We start from the raw sequence: 23,668 nt of genomic DNA, 5'->3' as shown, positions 1-23,668 counted from the left end.
CGGCGGCGAACGGTGTGCGGGGGCGGTGGCGCGCCCCCGTGCGGGGCCGGTGACGCGCCCGGTGCGGGGCCGGTGACGTAATCGCCTGGGGCGCTGTCGGCGGTCCGTGAGACCCTTGGGGAGTATCGACCAGCCGAAGGAAAGCTCACCAGTGACCGTTACGGACCGCTCCACCGAGCTCATCACCGTCGCCGCGCAGGCGGCCGCCGACAAGCTCGCGCACGACATCATCGCGTACGACGTCAGCGACGTCCTCTCGATCACGGACGCCTTCCTGCTCGCCTCCGCGCCCAACGACCGTCAGGTCAAGTCGATCGTGGACGAGATCGAGGAGCAGCTGAACAAGCAGCTCGGCGCCAAGCCGGTCCGCCGCGAGGGCGACCGCGACGCCCGCTGGATCCTGCTGGACTACGTGGACATCGTCGTGCACGTCCAGCACAGCGAGGAGCGCGTGTTCTACGCGCTCGAGCGCCTGTGGAAGGACTGCCCCGAGATCGACCTGCCCGAGGACGCCAAGGCGACCCGCGGCAAGGCCGCCGCCCACGCCGAGCAGCAGGCCGCGGAGGAGGCAGCCGACCTGGACGGGGAGCTGCGTTGAGCGGCGCCCGCGGCCCCCGCGTCATCCTGTGGCGGCACGGCCAGACGTCCTGGAACCTGGAACGCCGCTTCCAGGGCTCGACGGACATCGACCTGACCGAGACGGGCGTCGCCCAGGCCCGCCGGGCCGCCCGCCTCCTCGCCTCGCTGGAGCCGGACGCGATCATCGCCTCCGACCTCAGGCGCGCGGCCGCCACGGCGGGCGAGCTCGCGGCCATCACGGGCCTCGAGGTCACCCACGACGAGGGCCTGCGGGAGACCTACGCCGGCGAGTGGCAGGGCCTCACGCACGACGAGATCATCGCCCGCTTCGGCGAGCAGTACGCCGCGTGGAAGCGCGGTGAGGCGGTGCGCCGCGGCGGCGGCGAGCTGGAGACGGAGGTGGCCGACCGGGCCGCCCCCATCGTCCTGCGGCACGCCGAGAAGCTTCCGCAGGACGGGACGCTGGTGGTCGTCAGCCACGGCGGCACGATCCGCACGACGATCGGCCGCCTCCTCGGCCTGGACTCCCACCACTGGGAGAGCCTCGGCGGCCTCTCCAACTGCTGCTGGTCGGTCCTCGGCCAGGGTGCGCGCGGCTGGCGCCTCCTGGAGCACAACGCGGGCACGCTGCCGGAGCCGGTGCTCGGGGACGACGACTAGGGCCTGGTCAGGCCGGGTGCGGGCGGCCCGCTGAGGGCCCGGGACCCGGATTTCACTTTCTGGCTGGTCGCAGGCTAAAGTTCTTCTTGTTCGCCCCGCCAAGCGGGGGGAACGGAAGAACACAAGGGGCTATAGCTCAGTTGGTAGAGCGCCTGCATGGCATGCAGGAGGTCAGGAGTTCAATTCTCCTTAGCTCCACACTTACGGAATCCCGTCCCCGGCAGGGGGCGGGATTTCTGCTTGTGGTCCCCGGGCGGAGCACCGCCGGGCGGGTCGCGGCTAAGCGGGCCACAGCGTCTCCCGGAGCGTCCGCAGCTTCGCCATCCGCTCGCGGCTCTCGAAGTCGTCCGGTGTGTACGTCACGACCCGGCACTCCTGCAGTCCGTCGATGGACAGCGAGACCGACGTCATGCGGAGCTCGCCGACGGCCTGGTGCCGGAACGTCTTCACGCGGGCACCCGGCGGCGTGACGTCGCCGCTCTCCCACAGCTCGGCGAAGTACGCGCTGGCCGTGGAGAGTTGCTCGATGAACCGCTCCCAGGCGGGCTCGCCCACATGCCGTCCGTACGCGCCGCGCAGCGTCGCCACCATCCTCGGCAGCTCCGCGTCCCGGAAGACCAGGGGGCAGACCGGCTCGGGGACCGTGAACAGGGACCACAGCACATTCGGAACGCCCATCAGCTCGGCCGGCTGGACGGCGAAGAGGTCGCGGTAGGCGGGGTTGGTGGCCAGGACGTCATAGCGCGCGTTGTACACCACCGCCGGGTGGGGGTCGAGGGCGTCGAGGACGCCCTGGATCTCCGGGCCCACCTTCTGTGCGGGGGCGCCCAGGAGCGGGGCGCAGGGGACCTCGGCCAGGTGGTAGAGGTGCTCGCGCTCGGGCTGGTCGAGGCGGAGGGTGCGCGCGACCGCGTCCAGGACCTGCGACGAGGCGTTGATGGGGCGGCCCTGCTCCAGCCATGTGTACCAGGTCACGCCGACGCCGGAGAGCTGGGCGACCTCCTCGCGGCGCAGCCCCGGGGTGCGGCGCCGCAGGCCCGGCGGCATGCCCACGTCGGCCGGTGTGACCCGCGCCCTGCGGCTGCGCAGAAAGGCGGCCAGCTCCGGCCTGCGTCGCTGTGTCGTGGCCAACGTCGTCACATCCCCCATCGGTCCATCGTCGGTGCCCGCCCCGCGCGCTGCCAGGTGCTGGCAGTACCAGCATCAGCGGGCTCTCGGTACCCGTGTCCGGTCGCCGCCAGTCTCGATGCCATGACAACCACCACCCCTCCGGCGTCCGCCGGTTCAACTCCCGCACCCAGTAAAGACCCTGGCACTGACAACGGCCCCGGGCGGCGGCCCGGACGGCTGCTCGCGGTGGTGCTCGGCGCCCAGTTCATGGCGCTGCTCGACGTCTTCATCGTCAATGTCGCGGCGCCCACCATCGGCTCCGAACTGCACGCGTCCGGCGCCGAGTTGCAGCTCGTCATCGCCGGTTACACCATCGCGTACGCGGTGCTCCTGATCACCGGCGCGCGCCTCGGCGACCTCGTCGGGCACCGGCGCATGTACCTCACCGGGCTGGCCCTGTTCACCGCGGCCTCGCTCGCTTGCGGGCTCAGCCAGGGCACCGGCGAGCTGATCGCGTTCCGCCTCGCGCAGGGCGCCGGTTCGGCGCTGCTGATCCCCCAGGTGCTCAGCCTGATCCAGCGCAACTTCGCCAGAGAGGCCCGTGCGAAGGCCCTCGGCGCGTACTCGGCGGTGCTCGCGACCGGGGCCGCCGCCGGGCAGGTCGTCGGCGGAGTCCTCGTCAGCGCCGACCTGTTCGGGGCCGGGTGGCGGCCGGTGTTCCTGGTCAACGTGCCGGTCGGGGTGGCCCTGCTGTTCCTCGGGCGGCGGGTGCTGCCGGGCGACCGTGCACAGGAGCGGGAGCGGGCGCGCGGGCTCGACCTGCCGGGGCTCGTGCTGCTCGGAGCCGCGGTCTCGCTGTTCACGGTGCCGCTCGTGCTCGGCCAGGAGGAGGGCTGGCCGCTGTGGTCGTGGCTCTCGCTGGCCGGGTCCGGGGCCGTCTTCGCGCTGTTCTGCGCGTACGAGTCCCGCCTCGCCCGGCGCGGCGGGGCGCCGCTGGTCGCGCCGCGGGTGCTCCGGGTGCCCGGCATGGGGCTCGCGGTGTTCCGGATCGGCGCCGTGATGGCGGTCAACGGCGGCTTCCTGTTCGTGCTCACGCTGCACCTCCAGAGCGGCCTCGGCTACAGCGCGCTGCGCGCCGGGCTCACCTTCGCGCCGACTGCGGTGGTCTTCGGCGCCGTCGGGCTCACCTGGCGGCACTGGCCGGCCGCGGTCCAACGGGCTCTGATCCCGGGCGGGTTCGTGGTCACCACCGTGTCGGTCGCCGCGATGGGGCTGCTGCTGCGGGACGGCGGCGGCATCGGCCCGGCCGTGTACGCGACCTTCGCCGGTACGGGAGCGGGCCTCGCCCTCGCCTTCAGCCCGGCCCTCACGCGCGCGCTCTCGACGGTGCGCCCCGAAGACGCGGCCGACGCCAGCGGCCTGCTCGCCACGGTCACCCAGCTCGGCCAGCTCATCGGCGTCGCGGTCTTCGGCGCCCTCTTCCTGAACAGGCTTGAGGCACACGGGGTTCAGGGGGCGTACGGCTCTGCGGATGCGCTCCTGGTGTGCGCGTACGCGCTGGCGGGGGCAGCGGTCCTGGGCGTCGTGTCCGGACTGGTACGACGGCGTCGCTGACCGGGTCGCTCGCGCCGTGGCAGAATCGGACGGCCGGAAGGGGACTGCGATTCACCGAGGGTGGCCCGTCGGGAGGGAGACGTGATGCCTGCGAGCATCCTCGGGGAGGTCGGCAACCTCCCCGGCAAGGCAGTGATACGTCGTGAAGGCACGTTTCTGAACTGCCCGTCCTGCGGCTCCTCCCACGTCGCCCAGGTCCTCGGCGACAACGGCGGTGTCTCCTACGTGTGCACGGCCTGCGGCCACAGCTGGAGCTGATCGATGGGTGCACACAGGCGAAAGTGCGACTGGTGCGGCAGTGGTACGCCGATCGTCCGCGACATGGAACCGGTCAATGCGGACTACCAGTACTGGTGCGAGGAGTGCGCGCGGGCGCTGATCATAAAGGGCGATCCGATCGAGACGTACCGCGAACTCGAGGGCGAGCCGATCTACGGCCGCCTGCTCGACGAGCACTGCACGCTCAAACGCTTCTATTCGTTCGCCACGGCCTGAGTGCCGCGGCCCCGAGGAAGGTGACGGCGCTCAGCGCGTAGAGCGCGGAGAGCGCCATCTCGCCGTGATCCTGGGCGAGTTCGAGGCGCCCCACCCCGTGCGGCACCCACCACAGGGCGTACGAGCAGAAGACCAGGCCGACGGCCCCGGCGACCGCCCGGCGGACCCGCCCGCCCCACCGCAGCGCCTCCCGTCCGAGCAGCAGCACCATCGGCACGCACCACACCCAGTGGTGCGACCACGACACCGGACTGACGAGCAGTGCCGTCGCCGCGCACGAGACGGCCGCCCAGTCCCGCTCCCCGCGCAGCGCCGCCGCCACGGCGACCCCGAGCCCCGCGGCCCCGGCGACGGCGGCGCCCACCGCCCACCACGGGCCGGGCTCGGGCGTGTGCAGGAGCCGTGCGAGCACCCCGCGCAGCGACTGGTTCGCGGTGTCCTCGGGGAACCCGACCCGGCCCGCCTCGAAGACCATCCGGGTCCAGAAGCGGCGCGAGTCGTACGGCAGGACGGCCGCCGCCAAGGCCGTCGCACCGGCGAAGGCCGCGGCCCCCACGCACGCGTGCCGCACGGGGGGCCGCCAATGGCCCTTCCGCACCGCCTCGGCGACCCCGGCGAGGAGCAGGAACACCGCGAACAGCGCGGGCGTGAGCTTGATCGCCGCCGCCAGGCCGATGCCCACGCCCGCCCAGCGGTGACCGGGGCCGCCGGGGCGCCGGGTCAGGTCCCACAGCACCAGGACGGCCAGGAGCAGATTGATCTGCCCGTACCGCAGCGTCGTCCACACCGGCTCCGCCCAGACGGCGAGCGCGGCCACCCACAGGGCGGCTCCCACGCGCGCGCGGGGGGCGATCAGCCGCAAGGAGAGGTGCGCGAAGGCGACGAGGAGCAGCAGGTTGCCGACCGTCGCGAGGGTCCGCATCGCCGCCGTGTCCAGCAGCGTCAGAGGCGTGAACAGGAGCGCGGCGAACGGCGGGTACGTGGTCGGCAGATGGGCCTCGGTGGTGCGCAGCGCGTACAGGTCGCCGCCCGCCCGCACGGTCTCGCCCTCGGCGCGGTAGACCATCAGGTCGATCATGGACACCTCGGCGGCGCGCTGCGCCAGCCAGAAGGCCGCGAAGGAGAGCAGGCAGACCCCGGCGGCGAGGGGCACACGACGGCGGGCGGCGGCGAACGCGATCACGGTCACGACGGCTGACAGTAGTGCCCGAATCGGGCTGTACCGGGCCAGACCGGAAACGATTTGGTGAGGCAGGGGGAGGACCGTGTAATGTTGGCGGAGCCGCCGGGGAAACCGGGCGGAACGAAGCACGGGGCTATAGCTCAGTTGGTAGAGCGCCTGCATGGCATGCAGGAGGTCAGGAGTTCAATTCTCCTTAGCTCCACAGATGATGAGGGCGGCAAGATCCGAAAGGGTCTTGCCGCCCTCGTCGTGCTGCGGGTCGCCCGGCTCTCAAGTCGCGCTCGTGACGGCCTCATTGAGGGAGCTGAGGGCGTCGGGGCATCGGGGGCGTCAGGGACGCCCGGATCCGAGGGCGCGGCGGCCGCGGCCGGGTGGGAGCGCCGGGGGCGGTGCAGGGCGAGAGGGAGGCGCCGCCGGGTCTTCTTCCAGGCGCAGGGCCAGGGCGGGGCAGCGGCGCACGGCGCGCGAGGCTCGCGCTTCGGAGTACTGCGGTACGGGCGCTTCCGCGACCGAGGGGAAGCCGTCGGGGCCCAGCTGGATCAGCTCGGGGACGATGTCCGCGCACAGGCCGTGTCCCTGGCACAGGGTCCAGTCGACGGCGATGCGACGCCCGCTCGGGGCCTCTCCTTGCGGCACTTCTTGCTGGAGCGGCAGCACGCCCACCACAGGGCGGCCGCATCCGCCGCCCAGGACGTGCGCCGCGAGGTCGTCCGTGAACACCGAGAGCGCCGACTCCAGGAAGGCCGCCGAGCCGTCCGGGTGCTTGCAGGCCCCCCGCCGCTTCACCGCCCGCGTCACCTCGCGCAGCGCCTCCAGAGAGGTCGGCCCGCCTCCCTCCAGGACGTCCGCCAGGCCCCGCGCGGCCGCGGGCAGGCCGAGGTAGCAGGGGCCGCACTGTCCTGAGCTCTCGGCGGCCAGCCAGTTCGCGACGCGCAGGGACTCCCCGAGGGGGCAGGTGTCCGTGCCGAGCGGCAGGACCGCACCCGCGCCGAGCGCACCCCCGCGCGCCTCCAGAGCGGCCCGCGAGACGACCGCGTCGTGCGCCGTGGCGGCATCCAGCCACCTGCCGTGATACCCGCCCGTCAGCACGCCCTGGGGGAGTGCCGGGGCCCCGGCCAGCTCGAGGACGTACCGCAGGGGCACCCCGGTGGGCGCCTCCACGACCATGGGGCGGGCGACGGCTCCGGAGAGGGTGATCAGGACGGTGCCCGGCTCGTCCCGGAGGCCGGTGCGCACATAGCGGTCGGCGCCGATGCGGGCGGCCACGGCGAGTTGGGCGAAGGTCTCCGCATTGGAGAGCAGGGTGGGGGCGCCGCCCACTCCGGAGTCGGCGGTACGGACCTTGCGTCCAGGAGGCAGCGGGGGGCCGCCGTCGGCCGAGCGCACCAGGGCCGAGGACTCCCCGGTGACCATGCGCACCGGGTTGCGCTGCACGCGCGCGCGTAGTGCCGCTCCGCGCCGGTCCCGCAGTCCGCGCTCGGCGAGGGCGGTCCGCATCGACGACTCCGTGGACTCGCGGGTCACGCCGACGACGAGGGTGCGCGCGCCGAGGGCTTCCGCCGCGAGGAGGGCGCCGTCCAGGATGAGGTGCGGGGCGCGGTTGAGCAGGACGGTGTCCTTGCGGCAGGCCGGCTCGTCCTCGCTTCCGTTGACGACGACCACGGGCCGGACCCCGCGCCGTATCGCCGCGTCGGCGACCGCGCGCAGCTTCCGGGCGAAGGGGAAGCCCGCGCCGCCGCGGCCGCGCAGCGCGATCTGCTCGGCGAGGGCGGCGAGCGGCTCGCCCGCCATCGGTTGCAGCGGCCCGTGGACCTTCAGGTGCATGTCGAGGCCGAGCCGTTCGACGAGGTCGAAGCCCGCGGTCAGCAGGGGGAGTCCGACGACGCGGACCTCGGGGACGTCGGGCAGCGCGGCGTTCACTGGGGACCTCCGGTGGACGCGTTCCAGGGTTCACCCGGGCCCGGTGCGGACAGGCCCGTACCGGAGGCGTGGCGGGGGGAGTGGCTGTGGCTGGGTTCGTGGCGGGTGTCACTGGCGTCGTGGCCGGGTTCGTGGTGGGCCGGGGGCGCCTCGGCGGGCGGCGGGGGTGAGGGGGCGGGCCAGCGGGGCGTGCGGGCCGTGGGGGGAGCCGGGGGCGGTGGGGCGGCCGCGAGGGCGCGGTAGGCGGCGGCCAGGCCGTGTGGCGGGGTGTCCGCCGGGGCGTCCGCCTGGGTCGGGGCGGGAGTTGGGGCGGCGTGGGGGGTGGTGCTGCGGGCGGCGGGGGCGCTCGCCGGGTAGCGGGTGCCAGGTTCCAGGAGGGCCAGGACGCGGGCGGCGACCTTCCGCTTCACCGGCAGCGGGGCCCCGCGCAGCACGACGGCCCCGGCGACGCCGGCCAGGCACAGGCAGTACAGGGCGATCACCCAGGGCTTCGGCGGGCGTCCCGCGTACAGGCCGTGGACCAGGGCCGCGCACCAGGCGGGGTAGGCCAGCATGTGCAGCGACCGCCAGCGCGAGGCGACCCCGGCGGGTGCGGCGAAGGCGCTGCGCAGGGCGCCGGTGATCCCGGTGAGGACCATGAGCAGGCCCGCGAGGGCGCCCAGGCCGATGAGCCCGGCGCTGCCGGTGACGCCGAGCCCGAAGGGCACGAGGGCGCCGACCAGGGACACATGGCCGAGCGCGAGCTTCACGGTGCCGTGCAGCAGCAGGAAGCCGATGGCGGCGACGGCGGTGGCGCGGTGCACGGCCTGGGCGAGTAATCGCTGGCGCGAGCGCAGGAAGAGCCGGTCCGTGGCGACCAGGCCCCAGGCCACCGAGGCGGTCAGGGAGACGAGCGAGAGGACTCCGGTGGTGAAGTCGAGTGCGGCCCGGAAGGCGTCGCCACCGGCGAGTACCAGGACGGGTATCAGCACCGGCACCGCCACGGCGGCGGCGCGGCGGAGTGGTCTGCCGGGACCGGCAGGGGTGCGGAACGAGGTGCTCCGGCGGCGGGGATACCCGGACTGCGGAGAATTCAGGGGGTGCGGAGAGTTCATGGGGGCGGCTCCGAAAGAAGTTCGGTCCCGCCGCATGCTAAGTCGCTCCATACCGGTGGGTACGGGGTTTGAGTTATTGCGTTGTTATCAAAGCGCGATGGGATCTTGGTGTTGTCCCGGTACAGGGCGGTACGCCGAGTAATCCTTGGCCATGAGTCGTCCCCGGCGGCGGCCGCCCGAAAGCTCGTCGCGGGCCGCGTGAGGGCTGCGGTACCCTGACGCCATGCGTGCCGTACGCCTTCTGCTTAGCGAGCCGCGCTGATCAGTCCCGACCGCCGCGGAATCGCGGTCGGAATCGGCGCGGCGTCCCCTCCTGTGTGAGGGGCATTTTTATTTGGCCAGCTGCGACCAGCGCGGCCAATGCGCAGGCAGAGACGATCGATGGAGCTTTGAGGATCATGAGCGAGACGAATTCTGCTGCCGCCTCCGAGGTGGCCGCGCCGCACCGCTACACGGCCGCCCTGGCCGCCGAGATCGAGGCACGCTGGCAGGACTTCTGGGACGCCGACGGGACCTACGAGGCGCCGAACCCGAGCGGCGACCTGGCGGGCGACCCTGCGGTCGTCGCACGCCCCAAGAAGTTCATCATGGACATGTTCCCGTACCCCTCGGGTGCGGGCCTGCACGTCGGCCACCCGCTGGGCTACATCGCCACGGATGTCTTCGCCCGCTTCCAGCGCATGACCGGCCACAACGTCCTGCACACCCTGGGCTTCGACGCCTTCGGCCTGCCCGCCGAGCAGTACGCGGTGCAGACGGGCACCCACCCGCGGGTCTCCACCGAGGCCAACATCGAGAACATGAAGGCGCAGCTGCGCGGGCTGGGCCTGGGACACGACAAGCGCCGCTCCTTCGCGACGATCGACCCGGACTACTACAAGTGGACCCAGTGGATCTTCGTCCAGATCTTCAACTCCTGGTACGACACCGAGGCGAAGAAGGCCCGCCCGATCGCGGACCTGGTGGCCCAGTTCGAGAGCGGCGAGCGCGCCGTCCCGGACTCCACGCGCGCGTGGAGCGAACTGAACGCTTCGGAGCGCGCTGACGTCCTGAGCGGCTACCGCCTGGCCTACGCCTCGGACGCGCCCGTCAACTGGTGCCCCGGCCTGGGCACCGTGCTGGCGAACGAGGAGGTCACCGCCGACGGCCGCTCCGAGCGCGGCAACTTCCCCGTCTTCAAGGCGAAGCTGCGCCAGTGGAACATGCGCATCACCGCGTACGCGGACCGCCTGCTGGACGACCTGGACGCGCTGGACTGGCCCGAGGCCATCAAGCTGCAGCAGCGCAACTGGATCGGCCGCTCCGAAGGCGCCCGCGTCGACTTCGCGGTCGGTTCCGAGGGCGACGCGATCACCGTCTTCACCACCCGCCAGGACACCCTGTTCGGCGCCACCTACATGGTGCTGGCCCCCGAGCACGACCTGGTCGACAAGATCGTCCCGGCCGCCTGGCCCGAGGGCACGCACGACGTGTGGACCGGCGGGCACGCGACCCCGGCCGAGGCCGTCGCCAAGTACCGCGCGTTCGCCGCCTCCAAGTCGGACGTGGAGCGGCAGGCCGACGCCAAGGAGAAGACCGGTGTCTTCACGGGCGCGTTCGCGACCAACCCGGTCAGCGGCGAGCAGGTCCCGGTCTTCATCGCCGACTACGTCCTGATGGGCTACGGCACCGGCGCGATCATGGCCGTCCCGGCGCACGACACCCGGGACTTCGCCTTCGCGCGCGCCTTCGAGCTGCCGATGCGCTGCGTCGTGGATCCGTCCACGGCATCTGACAGCGGCTCCGCCGCGGGCCGCGGCACGGACCCCGCCACCTGGGACGACGCCTTCGCTTCGTACGAGGCGAAGCTGGTGAACTCCGCCAACGACGAGATCTCCCTGGACGGCCTGGGCGTCGTCGACGCCAAGGCGAGGATCACGGAGTGGCTGTCCGCGCGCGGGATCGGCGAGGGCACCGTCAACTTCCGCCTGCGCGACTGGCTGTTCAGCCGCCAGCGCTACTGGGGCGAGCCCTTCCCGATCGTCTACGACGAGGACGGCATCGCGCACTCCCTGCCCGAGTCGATGCTGCCCCTGGAGCTGCCGGAGGTCGACGACTACAGCCCGCGCACCTTCGACCCGGACGACGCCGACACCCAGCCCGAGACGCCGCTGTCCCGCAACGAGGACTGGGTCAACGTCACGCTGGACCTGGGCGACGGGCCCAAGAAGTACCGCCGCGAGACCAACACCATGCCCAACTGGGCGGGTTCGTGCTGGTACGAGCTGCGCTACCTGGACCCGCACAACAGCGAGCAGCTGGTCGACCCGGCCGTCGAGCAGTACTGGATGGGCCCGCGCGCGGGGCAGCCGACCGGCGGCGTCGACCTGTACGTGGGCGGCGCCGAGCACGCCGTGCTGCACCTGCTGTACGCCCGCTTCTGGTCGAAGATGCTGTTCGACCTGGGGCACATCTCGTCCGCCGAGCCGTTCCACAAGCTGTTCAACCAGGGCATGATCCAGGCGTACGTGTACCGGGACGGCCGCGGCTTCCCGGTGCCCGCCGCCGAGGTCGAGGAGCGCGACGGCGCGTACTTCTTCGAGGGCGAGCCGGTCAAGCGCGAGCTGGGCAAGATGGGCAAGTCCCTGAAGAACGCGGTCACTCCGGACGAGATCTGCGCCGAGTACGGTGCGGACACCCTGCGCCTGTACGAGATGGCGATGGGCCCCCTGGACGTGTCGCGGCCGTGGGACACGCGCGCGGTGGTCGGCCAGTACCGGCTGCTGCAGCGGCTGTGGCGTCTGGTCGTCGACGAGTCGACGGGTGAGGTCACCGTCGTGGACCTGGCCGAGGGCGACGTCCCCGAGGAGACCCTGCGGGCCCTGCACAAGGCGATCGACGGCGTCCGCCAGGACCTGGAGGGCATGCGCTTCAACACGGCCATCGCCAAGATCACCGAGCTGAACAACCACCTGACCAAGGCGGGCGGCGACCTGCCCCGGTCCGTCGCCGAGCGCCTGGTGCTGCTGATCGCGCCGCTGGCCCCGCACATCGGCGAGGAGCTGTGGCGCAAGCTGGGCCACACCGACTCGGTCGTCCACCAGGACTTCCCGGTCGCCGATCCGGCGTACGTGGTGGACGAGGCCGTGACCTGCGTCGTGCAGATCAAGGGCAAGGTCAAGGCGCGCCTGGAGGTGCCGCCCACCATCTCGGACGAGGAGCTGGAGAAGGCCGCCCTGGCCGATGAGCGGGTGGTGGCCGCACTGGGCGGAGCGGGCATCCGCAAGGTCATCGTGCGCGCGCCGAAGCTGGTGAACATCGTTCCGGCCTAAGGCTCGGGCCCCTCGGCCACCGGCCGCGGGCGGCGCATAAGGGTAGTCCCCTACGGGCAGGTTGGGGGTTCCGCTGGAACCCACGGCCTGCCCGTTGCGTTTACCGTGGAGAAGTGGGCGAGGGCCGCTCGCAGCGGCAGGAGGAGGAGCTTCGTGGATGCCGTGTTCGCCGTGTTCGCGCTGATCTTCGTGCTGTTCGTGGCGCTGGGTGCCTATATGACGGTGAAGGTGGTCAAGGCCGCCAAGCGCGGCGTGGACCGCACCATCACGCAGGCCCGCCGCTCCGTGGAGGACACGACGCTGCGGGCGAAGACCTTCTACCAGCCAGGCTCGGCCGGCGAGCTCGCCGAGCTCCGCCTCTCGCTGCGCACGTCGATGCGGGCCACGCAGGACGCGCTGCACGCGGGCGTCGCCGAAGACGCTTCGCTGCAGGAGTCCCTCGACCTCTTCAAGCGCCTCAGCGCCCACGGCCATGAGCTGGACGCCGAGCTCAGGCGCCTGGAGCGCGACCCGGACAAGGCCGGCCTCGGCGAGCGCCTGCCCGTCCTGCGGGAGCGCACGGCGCAGATCACCAAGTCCGCGGACTCCCTGCGCTGGGCGGCCCGCGACCGCAGCCGCCGCTTCGCCGACGACGACCTGGATTCGCTGAGCACCCAGATCGACATCGAGGCGGGTGCGCTGCGGCACTGGACGAAGGACACCCCGGAGACCGCCCCGCCCGCAGGAACCCCCACCGCATCCCCGCAGCCGACTCCCTCCACCGCGTCCACTGCACCCACCGCGTCCGCACAGGAACCGACTCAGCCCGCGATCACCCCGCCCACCCCGCGGCCCACATACCCCTGGGAGAAGCAGGCGAGGCCGGAGAGCACGACCTGATCCACCTGATCCACCTGATCCGGCGAAATGGGGCCGGGCTGCCGCGCCCAGGCCCCGGAAGGTAATCTCCAGCTCATGTCCCGCCATGTCGCGATCGTCACGGATTCCACGGCCTACTTGCCGCAGCGGACGATGGAGCGGCACGGCATCACAGCGGTGCCGCTGACCGTGGTCCTGGGGGACCAGGCGCTGGAAGAGGGCACGGAGATCTCCGCCCGCTCGCTCGCACTCGCGCTCCAGAAGCGGCGGCCGGTGACCACGTCCCGGCCCAGCCCGGAGGTCTTCGCCACGACCTACCGCGAGCTCGCCGAGGCGGGCGCCACGGCCATCGTCTCGCTGCACCTGTCCTCGGAGTTCTCCGGGACGTACGACGCCGCGGTCCTCGCCGCCCGCGAGGCACCGGTGCCGGTGCGGGTCGTGGACACGGGCATGGTCGCGATGGCGCTCGGCTTCTGCGCGCTCGCCGCCGCACAGACGACCCAGGCGGGCGGCTCCGTGGACGAGGCGGTGGCGGCGGCGGAGAAGCGGGCCGCGAGCACGTCCGCCTATTTCTACGTCGACACCCTCGACTATCTGCGCCGGGGCGGCCGCATCGGCGCCGCCCAGGCCCTGCTCGGCTCCGCGCTCGCGGTGAAGCCGCTGCTCGAACTGGACGGCGGCCGGATCGAGTTGCTGGAGAAGGTGCGCACGGCATCGAAGGCGATCGCCCGCCTCGAGGAGCTCGTGGTGGAGCGGGCCGGGGGCAGCGAGGTCGACATCGCGGTGCACCATCTCGCGGCACCGGACCGGGCGTCGGCCCTCGCGGACCGGCTCCGGGACCGGGTGCCCTGCATGGCCGAGCTGCATGTGAGCGAGGTGGGCGCGGTGATCGGGGCGCACACGGGGCCGGGGTTGCTGGGGGCCGTGGTCTCGCCGCGGTGAGGTCCTGCTGGTGCCCGTTTCTCGCCTCTCGGTTCTCGTGTGCTGTGTGGGCGTGGGGCGCGTGTGGGTGATGGAGTTGTCCACAACTGCTGGGTAATCCCCGGGAATTGAGCAAGATCAACAAAGGGATCGGTGAGTGCCTAGCGTCATTCGCATGGCACTTCGATCACTTTCCAGGACGACGGGCGCGACGAGCGGACCGGGGCGCGGCCCCGGGTCGGACGGGCGCGTAGCCCCAGCAGGACGGCGTCGGGCGCTCCGACGCGTGCGGCGCACCCATGCGTCGGAGCGGACGGCTCAGGTGGTACGGGAGCGGGTGGAGACGCTCTTTCCCGAACGGGGGAGAGGGGCGCGGGAGTTGGGGGCGCGGGCGCCTGCTGCGGCCGGGGGTGAGTCCCGGGGTGAGAGCGGGGGCGGCGGCGAGGCGCCGGAGACGGACCGGGATCCGACCGCGACGCCGACCCGGCTTCCGGCCCCTGCCCCTGCGCCTGCCCCTGCGCCTCCACCTTCACCTCCACCTGCTCCGGCTTCGGCCCCTCCACCTGCTCCGGCCTCGGCCCCGAATCCAGCCCCGGATCCAGCCCCGGATCCAGCCCCGGATCCGGCCCTGGATCCGGCTCCGGCTCCGTGGCGCGTGCGCGCCGGGCTCGCGGTGCGTGAACGGCTGCCGGTGTGGCTGCAGTTGCGGTGTGGCCTGGAGCGGCGCAGCCTCGTCGCGCTCTGCGCGGTCCTGGTTCTCGCCGCGGCCTTCGCGGGCCAGTACTTCTGGTCCGGCAGGACCCAGCCGGTGCGGGCGCCGGAGGTGGTGCGGAGCGGGGGCGAGGCGGCGTCCGAGCGGGAGACCGAGCCTGCCCCGGCGCCCGGTGCGGCGCCGACGCCGGACGGGGCGGGGGCATCGGCGGGCCCGGACGGGCGGGGTACTCCGGGTGGCGCCGGGATCGTCGTGGACGTCAGCGGAAAGGTCCGCAGGCCCGGCATCCACCGGCTGCCACCGGGCTCGCGCGTGGCCGACGCGCTGCGCGCCGCGGGCGGGCTCCGTCCCGGGGCCGACGCCGAAGGGCTCAACCGGGCACGGCTGTTGGTGGACGGGGAGCTGGTGGCGGTGGGTGTCCCCGGGGCGGGGGCCGGACCGCCGGGAGGGAGCGGGGCAGGCGCGGCGGGAGGAGCAGGAACAGATGGGGCGGGAGGGGCACGAGGAGTAGGAGACGCGACGGCTCCCTCCACCCCCGTGGGGCTCAACACGGCCACCGCCGAACAGCTCGACGGACTGCCGGGTGTCGGCCCCGTCCTCGCGCAGCACATCATCGACTACCGGACCGAGCACGGCGGGTTCCGCTCCGTGGACGAGCTGCGCGAGGTCAACGGCATCGGCGACCGCCGCTTCGCCGACCTCCAGAATCTCGTACGCCCATGACGTCTCGAACGCGTACGGCCATGACGTCTCGTACAGCCGTGACATCCCGTACGGCCGTGCGGCGCGCGGACGTTCACGCCTCGTCCGGGAGCCGACTCGGGGCCGCACACCCGCGCCAGGAGGGCCCGGCGGACCTCCGCCTCGTTCCGCCCGCCCTGGCCGCCTGGGGCGCGGCGGCCCTGGCCCTCGACGCACCCGCGGGGTGGGTGGCGGTCGCGGCGGGCACCTGCGTCGCGGTGGCGGGCGGGCTGCTCATCGTGGGCGGACGGTGCGGGGTGGGTGGGCGATCGGGGGCAGGGCCGCGTGGCTCCGGGCGGACGCCGGGCCGGGTTCAGGGCCGGACGCGGGGCGTGGTCCGGGCGCTCGCGGGCCGGGGCACCGTGGCCCTGGTGGCCGCCCTGCTGTGCGCCGCGGCCGCCGCGACCTCGGCGTCCCTGCACGGGGCGGATCTGCGCCGGGGCCCGGTCCCCTCCCTGGCCCGGAACTACGCGGAGGTGACGGCGGAGTTGGAGATCACGTCGGATCCCCGGCGTACGCGGCCCCGCGTCACCGGCGACCACCAGGCACCGCCCGCGGTGGTGGTGGAAGCGGACTTGGTCGGCGTCACGACACGGCCCGCGAGGAAGCCCGCCGCCCTGACCCGCACCCGCGCACCCGTCCTGATCATCACGCCGACCAGCAGGCCCCGGACCCCGGCCGCACCCCCCGACTCAAGCCGGAACCGTGCCCCCAACCCGAGCCACCTCAACTCCGCCCCCAGCCCCAACTCCCGCCCCGACTCCCGCTCCAACTCCCGCCCTGACTCCCGCCCTGACTCCCGTTCCAGCTCCACCACCGGCTCCACCACCGACCCCACCCCCAACTCCCCCTGGCTCAAGCTCCTCCCCTCGACCCGCATCCAAGTCCGGGCAAGGCTCGCACCCCCCTTGGAGGAAGGCGCTCAATACGCCGCGGTGGCACGGGTGACCGGCAGGCCCGTCGGTCCCACCGTGCTGAGCGGCCCCTCCCGTCCCCAACGTCTCGCGGGCACGCTCCGGTCCGGTCTGCGGAAAGCCACCGAAGGGCTCCCTGCGGACGGGCGGGCCCTGGTGCCGGGCCTGGTCATCGGGGACACCTCTCGGGTGCCGCCGGAGCTGGCGGACGCGTTCCGGGCGACGGACCTCACCCATCTCCTCGCCGTCAGCGGCGCCAACCTCACGATCGTGCTGGCCCTGCTCATCGGGCCACCCGGCAGCGCTCAGTTGGCCGAACGGCGGGGGCTCGCCCCGAGGTTGGGCATCCCGTTGCGGGCGACGGCGCTGCTGGGCGGCGGGCTCACCCTCGGCTTCGTCGTGGTGTGCAGACCGGATCCGAGCGTGCTGCGGGCCGCGGCGTGCGGGGGGATCGTGCTGCTCGCCCTCGCCACCGGGCGGCGCCGTTCGCTGATCCCGGCGCTCGCGGCCGCCGTCCTGGCGCTGGTCCTGTACGACCCCTGGCTGTCCCGGAGTTACGGGTTCCTGCTCTCCGTCCTCGCCACCGGGGCGCTGCTCACCCTCGCCCCCAAGTGGAGCGACGCGCTCGAGCGACGTCGGGTGCCCCCGAGGCTCGCGGCGGCCCTGGCGGCGGCCGCCGCGGCACAGGCGGTGTGCGCCCCGGTGGTCGTGGTGCTCGCCGCGCGGGTGAGTCTGGTGGCGGTGCCGTGCAATCTCCTCGCCGAGTTCGCCGTAGCGCCCGCCACGGTCCTCGGGTTCGCCGCCCTTGCTGCCGCCCCGGTGGCGATGCCCGTCGCCAGGGCCCTCGCCCGGGGCGCCGGTTGGCCCGCCGGGTGGATCGCGGACATCGCCCGCACCGGCGCCGCTCTGCCCGGCGGCGGGGTCGACTGGCCGGGCGGCTGGGCCGGGGGCCTGCTGCTCGTGCTCGTCACGGCGGTGGTCGTGCTGTTCGGCAGGAAGCTGCCGCGCCACCCCTTGATCGCCGTGGCGTGCGCCCTGCTGCTCGTCCTGATCGTGGTGCAACCCGCTCCGCTCACCCGGGTGTTCACGGGCTGGCCGCCGCCCGGCTGGCGCTACGCGATGTGCGACGTGGGGCAGGGCGACGCCATGGTGCTCGCCGCGGGAGCGGGGGCCGGGGTGGTGGTCGACGCCGGTCCCGACCCGGTGCCGGTGGACCGCTGCCTGCGGTCGCTCGGTGTCACGCGCGTGCCGCTGGTCCTGCTCACGCACTTCCACGCGGATCATGTCGCGGGCCTCGAGGGCGTGCTGCGGGGGCGGTCCGTCGGGGTGATCCAGACGACGGGGTACGAGGAGCCGCAGGGCCAGGCCGCGTTCGTGCGGGAGCGGGCCGCCGCGCACCACGTCCCGGTGATCCGCGCGGTGGCGGGCGAGCGGCGTCGCGCGGGCGCCCTCGACTGGCGGGTGCTGTGGCCGCAGCCCCCGCCAGGACCACCGCCGGACGGTCCGAACGACGCCAGCGTCACCCTCCTCGTACGTACCGCGGGGCTCACCCTGCTGCTCCTCGGCGACCTCGAACCACCGGCGCAGCGGGCCCTTTTGCGCACCCCCGCCCTCGCCTCGCTGCCACCGGTCGACGTGCTCAAGGTGGCCCACCACGGCTCCGCGTACCAGGACCCGCTGCTGCTGCGCAGGGTGGCCCCGCGCCTGGCCCTGATCTCGTGCGGTGCGGACAACCCGTACGGCCATCCCTCGCGCCGGACGGTCGCCGCGCTGGCCGCCGGGGGAGCGCGGGTGCTGCGGACGGACCGGGACGGCTCGATCGCGGTGGCCGGGCGGGCCGGAAAGGGAGGTGCGGCACAGCAGTGGGGGGTGGCCACCCGGTGAAAAGCGGTAACAGCCGGTAACCCCGGTCTCAGCTGGGAAGGAGGTCGAATCGGAATGATCAATTCGGGCGTCTGGCCATAGTCGCGGCAGTTCGGCGTGATTGCTGCGATGTAAGTTCGTGTTGCATCGAATGCCGCAACGGTGATCGAATGCCTCTTCGTTGCAGGTGGTGTCAAGTCGCTCAGGGGGGCGTCGCACATGTTCGGCCGTTGGCTGGGAAACCGTACGAATCGGGGCGGGGGAGCGGGACCCCTGTCGGCGATGCCGGTTCCGCCCAGCGCGGGCGTGCTCAGCTGCCGGGTCCTGGATCCGGTCAACGAGCCGGTGCGGCATGCGGAGTTCGCGGTGAGCGACGCGATGGGGCGCAAGGTCGTGAGCGGCGGCACCGACCCGTTCGGGTCCTTCGTGGCGACGGTCCCGGCGGGCGACTACCGCCTCGCGGTCTCGGCGGAGGGCTTCACGCCGTACCGGGCGAGCGCCACGGTCGGGGAGAGCGCGCACGCCTCCATGGGCGACGTCATGCTCCAGGTCGCCCCGCCGCCCGCGCTGCCCGAGCCGGGCGACTGGGAGATCGACCCGATGCATTCCTCCGTCGCGTTCAGCGCCCGCCACATCGGCCTCGCCCGTATCCACGGCCGCTTCAACACCTTCGCGGGCGCGATACGGATGGCGGACCGCATGGAGGAGTCGGCGATGCACGTCGTCATCGACGCGGCCTCCATCGACACCGCCGTGAAGATGCGCGACGACCATCTGCGGTCCGGCGACTTCCTGGACGTGGAGCGGTTCCCGACGCTGGAGTTCTACAGCGACCGCTTCACGCACAAGGGCGGCAGCCGCTGGGCGATCACGGGCGCCCTGTCGCTGCACGGCGTCACGCGCACGGTCACCCTCGACGCCGAGTACCTCGGTGTCGGCCAGGGCCTCCAGGGCGAGACCCGCGCCGCCTGCCGGGCCACCACCGAGCTGCACCGCGACGACTTCACGATGACGTGGCAGACGATGCTCGCCCGTGGCATCGCGGCGGTCGGCGCCAGCATCGCGATCGAGCTCGACATCCAGGTCGTGCCGAAGACTCAGCAGACGTAGCCGAAGGCCCAGCAGGCGTAGCCGGAGACGCAGCAGCCGTGGCCGGCTGCTGGGTTACGGGGCCTCCAGCCAGCCCTCGTGCTCCGCGGCGAGCTCATCGAGCGCCGCCTTGTCCAGGCGCTGCTCCGGGTCCTCCACGACGACCAGCCACTGGGCGTCCTCCGCGTCGTCCTCGCCGGCCAGGGCGTCGCGGACCAGTTGCGGTTCCTCGGTGACCCCGAAGCGGTCGGGGAGTTCTTCGGCGACTTCCTCCGCGGCGTCGCGGTCGGGCAGCACCAGCACATGTCGTACGTCGGTCACCGGCCCATTCTCCGCTACGGGACGGGCTGTCAGTGCCGCGTGGGATGCTTGACCGCGATGGCCAGGAAGACTGATTCAGCCGACAATCCCCTCGCTCCCGTCACGATCGCCGTGGGCCAGGAGGATCTGCTCCTCGACCGCGCCGTGCAGCAGGTCGTCGCGGCGGCCCGCGCGGCCGACGCCGACACGGACGTGCGCGACCTCACCCCCGACCAGCTGCAGCCCGGCACGCTCGCCGAGCTGACCAGCCCCTCCCTGTTCGCCGAGCGCAAGGTCGTGGTCGTGCGCTCCGCGCAGGACCTGTCGGCGGACACGATCAAGGACGTGAAGGCGTATTTCGGCGCCACGGTCGAGGAGATCACCCTCGTCCTGCTGCACGCGGGCGGTGCCAAGGGCAAGGGCCTGCTTGACGCCGCCCGTAAGGCGGGCGCCCGCGAGGTCGCCTGCCCGAAGATGACCAAGCCCGCGGACCGGCTGTCGTTCGTACGCGGCGAGTTCCGCACCCTCGGCCGCTCGGCGACCCCGGAGGCGTGCCAGGCGCTGGTGGACGCGATCGGCAGCGACCTGCGCGAGCTCGCCTCCGCGGTGTCGCAGCTGGTCGCGGACGTCGAAGGCACGATCGACGAGGCGGTCGTCGGCCGCTACTACACGGGCCGCGCGGAGGCATCCAGCTTCACCGTGGCGGACCGTGCCGTGGAGGGCCGGGCGGCCGAGGCCCTGGAGGCGCTGCGCTGGTCCCTGTCGACGGGCGTCGCCCCCGTCATGATCACCAGTGCCCTCGCCCAGGGCGTGCGCGCCATCGGCAAGCTCTCCTCCGCGCGCGGCGGGCGCCCCGCGGACCTCGCCCGCGAGCTGGGCATGCCGCCGTGGAAGATCGACCGGGTGCGCCAGCAGATGCGCGGCTGGACTCCCGACGGAGTGGCGGCGGCTCTGCGTGCCTGTGCCGAGGCGGACGCGGGCGTCAAGGGCGGCGGGGACGATCCCGAGTACGCCCTGGAGAAGGCCGTCGTCGCGATCGCCCGTGCGGCCCGTTCGCGCCGCGGCTAGACAGGCATACCCGTACACGCCGAAGGCCCCGCCCGTCGTCCTGGGGAAGGACGAGGGGCGGGGCCTTCGGTTCAAGCTCGGTGGATCCGTACCCGCGTGGCGAACGCAGTCGTGTACGGATCCGGGGTGCCGTCCGGGAGCGGGAGAGAGGGCCCGCGGGGTCCCGTGACGGCGTCACATCACGTGAGCGCCGCCGTCCGAAGGATCAGAGGCGCTCAGCAGAGGTTCAGCCCTTGAGGGACGCGACCTTCGAAGCAAGCGCCGACTTCTTGTTGGCGGCCTGGTTCTTGTGGATGACACCCTTGGAGACGGCCTTGTCGAGCTGGCGCGAAGCCTCGCGCGTGAGCTCGGTGGCCTTCTGGGCGTCGCCGGCGGCAGCGGCCTCGCGGGCCTTGCGGATCGCGGTCTTCAGGGAGGACTTGACGGCCTTGTTGCGCAGCCGAGCCTTCTCGTTGGTCTTGATCCGCTTGATCTGGGACTTGATGTTCGCCACGAAAGAGCCTTTTCAGGTTCAGGTACTGATGAATGGGTGGTGCTGCGCCGGGAGGACCCGGCTCACCGGGGGATCCCGGCCCGCGCCTCGTGCTGAGAGGGCTACGAGACACAGCTGCCCAGGCTACCAGCCGTCCTCCGACCGGCCCAAACCCAGCACAGTCCCTCACCCATGGGACGATGGAACCTACGTATAGATCCGACCCGAGGCGACAGGCGCCTCAAGAGACAGGACCCTGCGTGCCCGCGACCCCTAAGAATGTGCCCGAGCCGAGCCGTACCGACCCGGCTCTGATCCGCAATTTCTGCATCATCGCGCACATCGACCACGGCAAGTCCACGCTCGCCGACCGCATGCTCCAGCTGACCGGAGTGGTCGAGCAGCGGCAGATGCGCGCCCAGTACCTCGACCGCATGGACATCGAGCGCGAGCGCGGCATCACGATCAAGTCCCAGGCGGTGCGTCTGCCCTGGGCCCCCACCGAGGGGCCCGACCAGGGCAGCACCCACATCCTCAACATGATCGACACCCCGGGCCACGTGGACTTCACGTATGAGGTCTCGCGTTCACTCGCGGCCTGCGAGGGGACCATCCTCCTCGTCGACGCGGCCCAGGGCATCGAGGCCCAGACCCTCGCCAACCTCTACCTGGCGATGGAGAACGACCTCAAGATCATCCCGGTGCTCAACAAGATCGACCTGCCGGCCGCCCAGCCGGAGAAGTTCTCCGAGGAGCTCGCCAACCTCATCGGCTGCGAGCCCGAAGACGTCCTGAAGGTCTCCGCCAAGACCGGCATGGGCGTCGAGGCGCTGCTCGACAAGGTCGTCGCCGAGATCCCCGGCCCGGTCGGCGTCAAGGACGCCCCCGCGCGCGCGATGATCTTCGACTCGGTCTATGACTCGTACCGGGGCGTCGTCACGTACGTACGAGTCGTCGACGGACAGCTCAACAAGCGCGAGCGGATCCGGATGATGTCCACCGGCGCCACGCACGAGCTCCTGGAGATCGGCACCAACTCCCCGGAGATGCTGGCCGCCGACGGGCTCGGCGTGGGCGAGGTGGGCTACCTCATCACCGGCGTGAAGGACGTCCGCCAGTCCAAGGTCGGCGACACGATCACGTCCCTGCACAAGGGTGCGACCGAGGCGCTCGGCGGCTACAAGGACCCGAAGCCGATGGTGTTCTCGGGCCTGTATCCGCTGGACGGCTCCGACTACCCGGAGCTGCGCGATGCCCTCGACAAGCTGCAGCTCAACGATGCCGCGCTGGTCTACGAGCCGGAGACCTCGGCGGCGCTCGGCTTCGGCTTCCGCGTCGGCTTCCTGGGCCTGCTGCACCTCGACGTGATCCGTGAGCGGCTGGAGCGCGAATTCGGGCTCGACCTGATCGCCACCGCTCCGAACGTGGTCTACCGCGTGATCATGGAGGACGGCACGGAGCACACGGTCACCAACCCGAGCGAGTTCCCCGAGGGCAAGATCGACGAGGTCTTCGAGCCCGTCGTGCGCGCCACGATCCTCGCGCCCAGCGAGTTCATCGGCTCGGTCATGGAGCTGTGCCAGAACCGCCGCGGCGTGATGCTCGGCATGGACTACCTCTCCGAGGACCGCGTCGAGATCCGCTACACGCTGCCGCTCGCCGAGATCGTCTTCGACTTCTTCGACCAGCTGAAGTCGAAGACGCGCGGCTACGCGTCCCTGGACTACGAGCCCACGGGCGAGCAGTCCGCCCAGCTCGTCAAGGTCGACATCCTGCTGCACGGCGACAAGGTCGACGCGTTCTCGGCGATCACGCACAAGGACGCCGCCTACGCCTACGGGGTGCGGCTCGTCGCCAAGCTGCGCGAGCTCATCCCGCGGCAGGCGTTCGAGGTGCCGGTGCAGGCCGCGATCGGCTCCCGGGTCATCGCCCGCGAGACCATCCGCGCCATCCGCAAGGACGTCCTCGCCAAGTGCTACGGCGGTGACATCTCCCGTAAGCGGAAGCTCCTGGAGAAGCAGAAGGAGGGCAAGAAGCGGATGAAGATGGTGGGCTCCGTCGAGGTGCCCCAGGAAGCCTTCATCGCGGTGCTCTCCAGCGACGACAGCGCCGGAGGCAAGGTCAAGAAGTAAGGCCGCGCAGCTCGCCGGAAGGCGCCCGTCCATGGACCGGATGGGCGCCTTTTTGGTTGATCTGAGTGTTTGTTAAGCGTCTGCGTCATTGGAGTGGGATGCGAGAAAGGCTGCGGTTAGGGGGTTTCTGTCCGTGGGGGTGTCCCGTTACGGGGGGTGGAAGCGGCGTTCCGAGCGGCCAGCAAGACGCTCGGGCGGCACGACGGTCGTGACCGTGATGATGGGCGCCTCTCCGGAAAGGGACTGAAGTGAAGTACACGAAGGCCGCTGCGGTCGTCGCCGGAACCATGCTCGCCGTGGGTGCCGGTGCGCCCGCCTTCGCCGATGACGTCGACAACGCCCCGGCGGCTCAGCAGGCGGGCAACGAGCAGCTCGTGGACAGCAGCACGGTCTCGAAGAACGAGGTCAAGAACCCGCTGAAGGACGTCAACGTCGAGGTCGTGTCGGACGCCGTCAGCAAGGCCGCCGACAAGCTGGCGACCAACAACGACCTGGCCTCCAAGACCAAGGCGCTGGGCAGCGGTGCCAAGGGCGCTGCCGGGAGCCTCCCGGGCTCCGGCCTGATCGGCGGCATGCCGATCGGCGGCTGACCTCCCCGAGGCCGCCTTCCGAGGCTGCTGCGCGCTCACGCG

20 protein-coding genes and 2 tRNA genes are annotated in these 23,668 nt (G+C 72.3%); 16 read left to right on the top strand and 6 right to left on the bottom strand.

Annotated features, from left to right (window positions below; genetic code table 11):
* Positions 1–151 precede the first annotated feature (151 nt).
* The 3 genes from rsfS (at position 152) to ACQB60_RS04830 (ending at position 1,437) form a co-directional block, all read left to right on the top strand.
* The gene (gene rsfS / locus ACQB60_RS04840) at positions 152–598 is read left to right on the top strand and encodes a ribosome silencing factor (protein ID WP_496924521.1); all 447 of its coding nucleotides are present in this window, start codon (positions 152–154) and stop codon (positions 596–598) included.
* Entirely contained in the window at positions 595–1,239 is a 645-nt protein-coding gene (locus ACQB60_RS04835; protein WP_496924520.1) for a histidine phosphatase family protein, read from the top strand. The genes rsfS and ACQB60_RS04835 overlap by 4 nt, the downstream gene beginning before the upstream one ends.
* A gap of 125 nt (positions 1,240–1,364) precedes the next feature.
* Positions 1,365–1,437: transfer RNA gene (locus tag ACQB60_RS04830), tRNA-Ala, on the top strand.
* Between the two features lie 81 nt (positions 1,438–1,518).
* Here the strand turns inward: ACQB60_RS04830 and ACQB60_RS04825 are convergent.
* Complete coding sequence (locus ACQB60_RS04825; RefSeq protein ID WP_496924519.1) at positions 1,519–2,388, bottom strand: helix-turn-helix transcriptional regulator; 870 nt, start codon at positions 2,386–2,388, stop codon at positions 1,519–1,521.
* A 102-nt stretch (positions 2,389–2,490) separates the two neighbouring features.
* Here ACQB60_RS04825 and ACQB60_RS04820 point away from each other — a divergent pair, with 102 nt between their 5' ends.
* The 3 genes from ACQB60_RS04820 (at position 2,491) to ACQB60_RS04810 (ending at position 4,458) form a co-directional block, all read left to right on the top strand.
* Complete coding sequence (locus tag ACQB60_RS04820) at positions 2,491–3,963, top strand: MFS transporter (protein WP_496924518.1); 1,473 nt, start codon at positions 2,491–2,493, stop codon at positions 3,961–3,963.
* Between the two features lie 84 nt (positions 3,964–4,047).
* Entirely contained in the window at positions 4,048–4,221 is a 174-nt protein-coding gene (locus ACQB60_RS04815; RefSeq protein ID WP_384839536.1) for a hypothetical protein, read from the top strand.
* Positions 4,222–4,224: 3 nt separating this feature from the next.
* Complete coding sequence (locus ACQB60_RS04810) at positions 4,225–4,458, top strand: hypothetical protein (protein ID WP_028813478.1); 234 nt, start codon at positions 4,225–4,227, stop codon at positions 4,456–4,458.
* On the opposite strand, the gene ACQB60_RS04805 is transcribed toward ACQB60_RS04810, so the two are convergent.
* Entirely contained in the window at positions 4,427–5,647 is a 1,221-nt protein-coding gene (locus ACQB60_RS04805; RefSeq protein ID WP_496924517.1) for a glycosyltransferase 87 family protein, read from the bottom strand. The two genes, ACQB60_RS04810 and ACQB60_RS04805, sit on opposite strands and share 32 nt — an antisense overlap.
* Before the next feature lie 123 nt (positions 5,648–5,770).
* On the opposite strand from ACQB60_RS04805, the gene ACQB60_RS04800 reads away from it, so the two are divergent.
* Positions 5,771–5,843, top strand: a tRNA-Ala gene (locus tag ACQB60_RS04800).
* 128 nt (positions 5,844–5,971) lie between these two features.
* Here ACQB60_RS04800 and ACQB60_RS04795 read toward each other — a convergent pair.
* Both ACQB60_RS04795 and ACQB60_RS04790 read right to left on the bottom strand, forming a co-directional pair.
* Positions 5,972–7,561: a ferredoxin gene (locus ACQB60_RS04795; RefSeq protein ID WP_496924516.1), complete on the bottom strand. Its 1,590-nt coding sequence runs from the start codon at positions 7,559–7,561 to the stop codon at positions 5,972–5,974.
* The gene (locus tag ACQB60_RS04790) at positions 7,558–8,655 is read right to left on the bottom strand and encodes a ferric reductase-like transmembrane domain-containing protein (protein WP_496924515.1); all 1,098 of its coding nucleotides are present in this window, start codon (positions 8,653–8,655) and stop codon (positions 7,558–7,560) included. Before ACQB60_RS04790 ends, ACQB60_RS04795 begins: the two co-directional genes overlap by 4 nt.
* Positions 8,656–9,053: 398 nt before the next feature.
* On the opposite strand from ACQB60_RS04790, the gene leuS reads away from it, so the two are divergent.
* The 6 genes from leuS (at position 9,054) to ACQB60_RS04760 (ending at position 19,085) form a co-directional block, all read left to right on the top strand.
* Positions 9,054–11,966, top strand: a complete 2,913-nt coding sequence (gene leuS, locus ACQB60_RS04785; protein WP_496924514.1) for a leucine--tRNA ligase — start codon at positions 9,054–9,056, stop codon at positions 11,964–11,966.
* 153 nt (positions 11,967–12,119) lie between these two features.
* Positions 12,120–12,845, top strand: a complete 726-nt coding sequence (locus ACQB60_RS04780; protein ID WP_496924513.1) for a hypothetical protein — start codon at positions 12,120–12,122, stop codon at positions 12,843–12,845.
* 75 nt (positions 12,846–12,920) lie between these two features.
* A complete protein-coding gene (locus tag ACQB60_RS04775) occupies positions 12,921–13,766 on the top strand; it encodes a DegV family protein (RefSeq protein WP_384839500.1) in 846 nt (281 codons plus the stop codon).
* A gap of 634 nt (positions 13,767–14,400) precedes the next feature.
* On the top strand, positions 14,401–15,180 hold the full coding sequence (locus ACQB60_RS04770; protein ID WP_496924512.1) for a ComEA family DNA-binding protein: 780 nt from the start codon (positions 14,401–14,403) through the stop codon (positions 15,178–15,180).
* Between the two features lie 38 nt (positions 15,181–15,218).
* Positions 15,219–17,996: a ComEC/Rec2 family competence protein gene (locus tag ACQB60_RS04765; protein WP_496924511.1), complete on the top strand. Its 2,778-nt coding sequence runs from the start codon at positions 15,219–15,221 to the stop codon at positions 17,994–17,996.
* 198 nt (positions 17,997–18,194) lie between these two features.
* Positions 18,195–19,085: a YceI family protein gene (locus ACQB60_RS04760; RefSeq protein ID WP_496924510.1), complete on the top strand. Its 891-nt coding sequence runs from the start codon at positions 18,195–18,197 to the stop codon at positions 19,083–19,085.
* Between the two features lie 54 nt (positions 19,086–19,139).
* Here the strand turns inward: ACQB60_RS04760 and ACQB60_RS04755 are convergent, their stop codons facing one another.
* Positions 19,140–19,385, bottom strand: a complete 246-nt coding sequence (locus tag ACQB60_RS04755; RefSeq protein WP_496924509.1) for a hypothetical protein — start codon at positions 19,383–19,385, stop codon at positions 19,140–19,142.
* A gap of 57 nt (positions 19,386–19,442) precedes the next feature.
* On the opposite strand from ACQB60_RS04755, the gene holA reads away from it, so the two are divergent.
* Entirely contained in the window at positions 19,443–20,432 is a 990-nt protein-coding gene (gene holA, locus ACQB60_RS04750) for a DNA polymerase III subunit delta (protein WP_496924508.1), read from the top strand.
* Positions 20,433–20,658: 226 nt separating this feature from the next.
* Here holA and rpsT read toward each other — a convergent pair whose 3' ends face one another.
* Positions 20,659–20,925: a 30S ribosomal protein S20 gene (rpsT, locus tag ACQB60_RS04745; protein WP_496924507.1), complete on the bottom strand. Its 267-nt coding sequence runs from the start codon at positions 20,923–20,925 to the stop codon at positions 20,659–20,661.
* 239 nt (positions 20,926–21,164) lie between these two features.
* Between rpsT and lepA the strand changes: the two genes are divergently transcribed.
* Together lepA and ACQB60_RS04735 are read left to right on the top strand one after the other, a co-directional pair.
* Positions 21,165–23,036: a translation elongation factor 4 gene (gene lepA, locus ACQB60_RS04740; protein WP_496924506.1), complete on the top strand. Its 1,872-nt coding sequence runs from the start codon at positions 21,165–21,167 to the stop codon at positions 23,034–23,036.
* A gap of 248 nt (positions 23,037–23,284) precedes the next feature.
* Positions 23,285–23,626: a hypothetical protein gene (locus ACQB60_RS04735; protein WP_496924505.1), complete on the top strand. Its 342-nt coding sequence runs from the start codon at positions 23,285–23,287 to the stop codon at positions 23,624–23,626.
* Positions 23,627–23,668: the final 42 nt, after the last annotated feature.

It is taken from the genome of Streptomyces odontotermitis (assembly GCF_050510915.1).
Classification (GTDB): domain Bacteria; phylum Actinomycetota; class Actinomycetes; order Streptomycetales; family Streptomycetaceae; genus Streptomyces.
This window is presented reverse-complemented; position numbering and strand designations above follow the sequence as displayed.

Bases quoted from the DNA above. Each gene is read 5' to 3' on its own strand.
- ACQB60_RS04825 (WP_496924519.1), bottom strand. From the start codon at position 2,388: ATGGGGGATGTGACGACGTTGGCCACGACACAGCGACGCAGGCCGGAG.
- holA (WP_496924508.1), top strand. From the start codon at position 19,443: ATGGCCAGGAAGACTGATTCAGCCGACAATCCCCTCGCTCCCGTCACG.
- leuS (WP_496924514.1), top strand. From the start codon at position 9,054: ATGAGCGAGACGAATTCTGCTGCCGCCTCCGAGGTGGCCGCGCCGCAC.
- ACQB60_RS04760 (WP_496924510.1), top strand. From the start codon at position 18,195: ATGTTCGGCCGTTGGCTGGGAAACCGTACGAATCGGGGCGGGGGAGCG.
- ACQB60_RS04775 (WP_384839500.1), top strand. From the start codon at position 12,921: ATGTCCCGCCATGTCGCGATCGTCACGGATTCCACGGCCTACTTGCCG.
- ACQB60_RS04810 (WP_028813478.1), top strand. From the start codon at position 4,225: ATGGGTGCACACAGGCGAAAGTGCGACTGGTGCGGCAGTGGTACGCCG.
- ACQB60_RS04815 (WP_384839536.1), top strand. From the start codon at position 4,048: ATGCCTGCGAGCATCCTCGGGGAGGTCGGCAACCTCCCCGGCAAGGCA.
- ACQB60_RS04790 (WP_496924515.1), bottom strand. From the start codon at position 8,655: ATGAACTCTCCGCACCCCCTGAATTCTCCGCAGTCCGGGTATCCCCGC.
- ACQB60_RS04820 (WP_496924518.1), top strand. From the start codon at position 2,491: ATGACAACCACCACCCCTCCGGCGTCCGCCGGTTCAACTCCCGCACCC.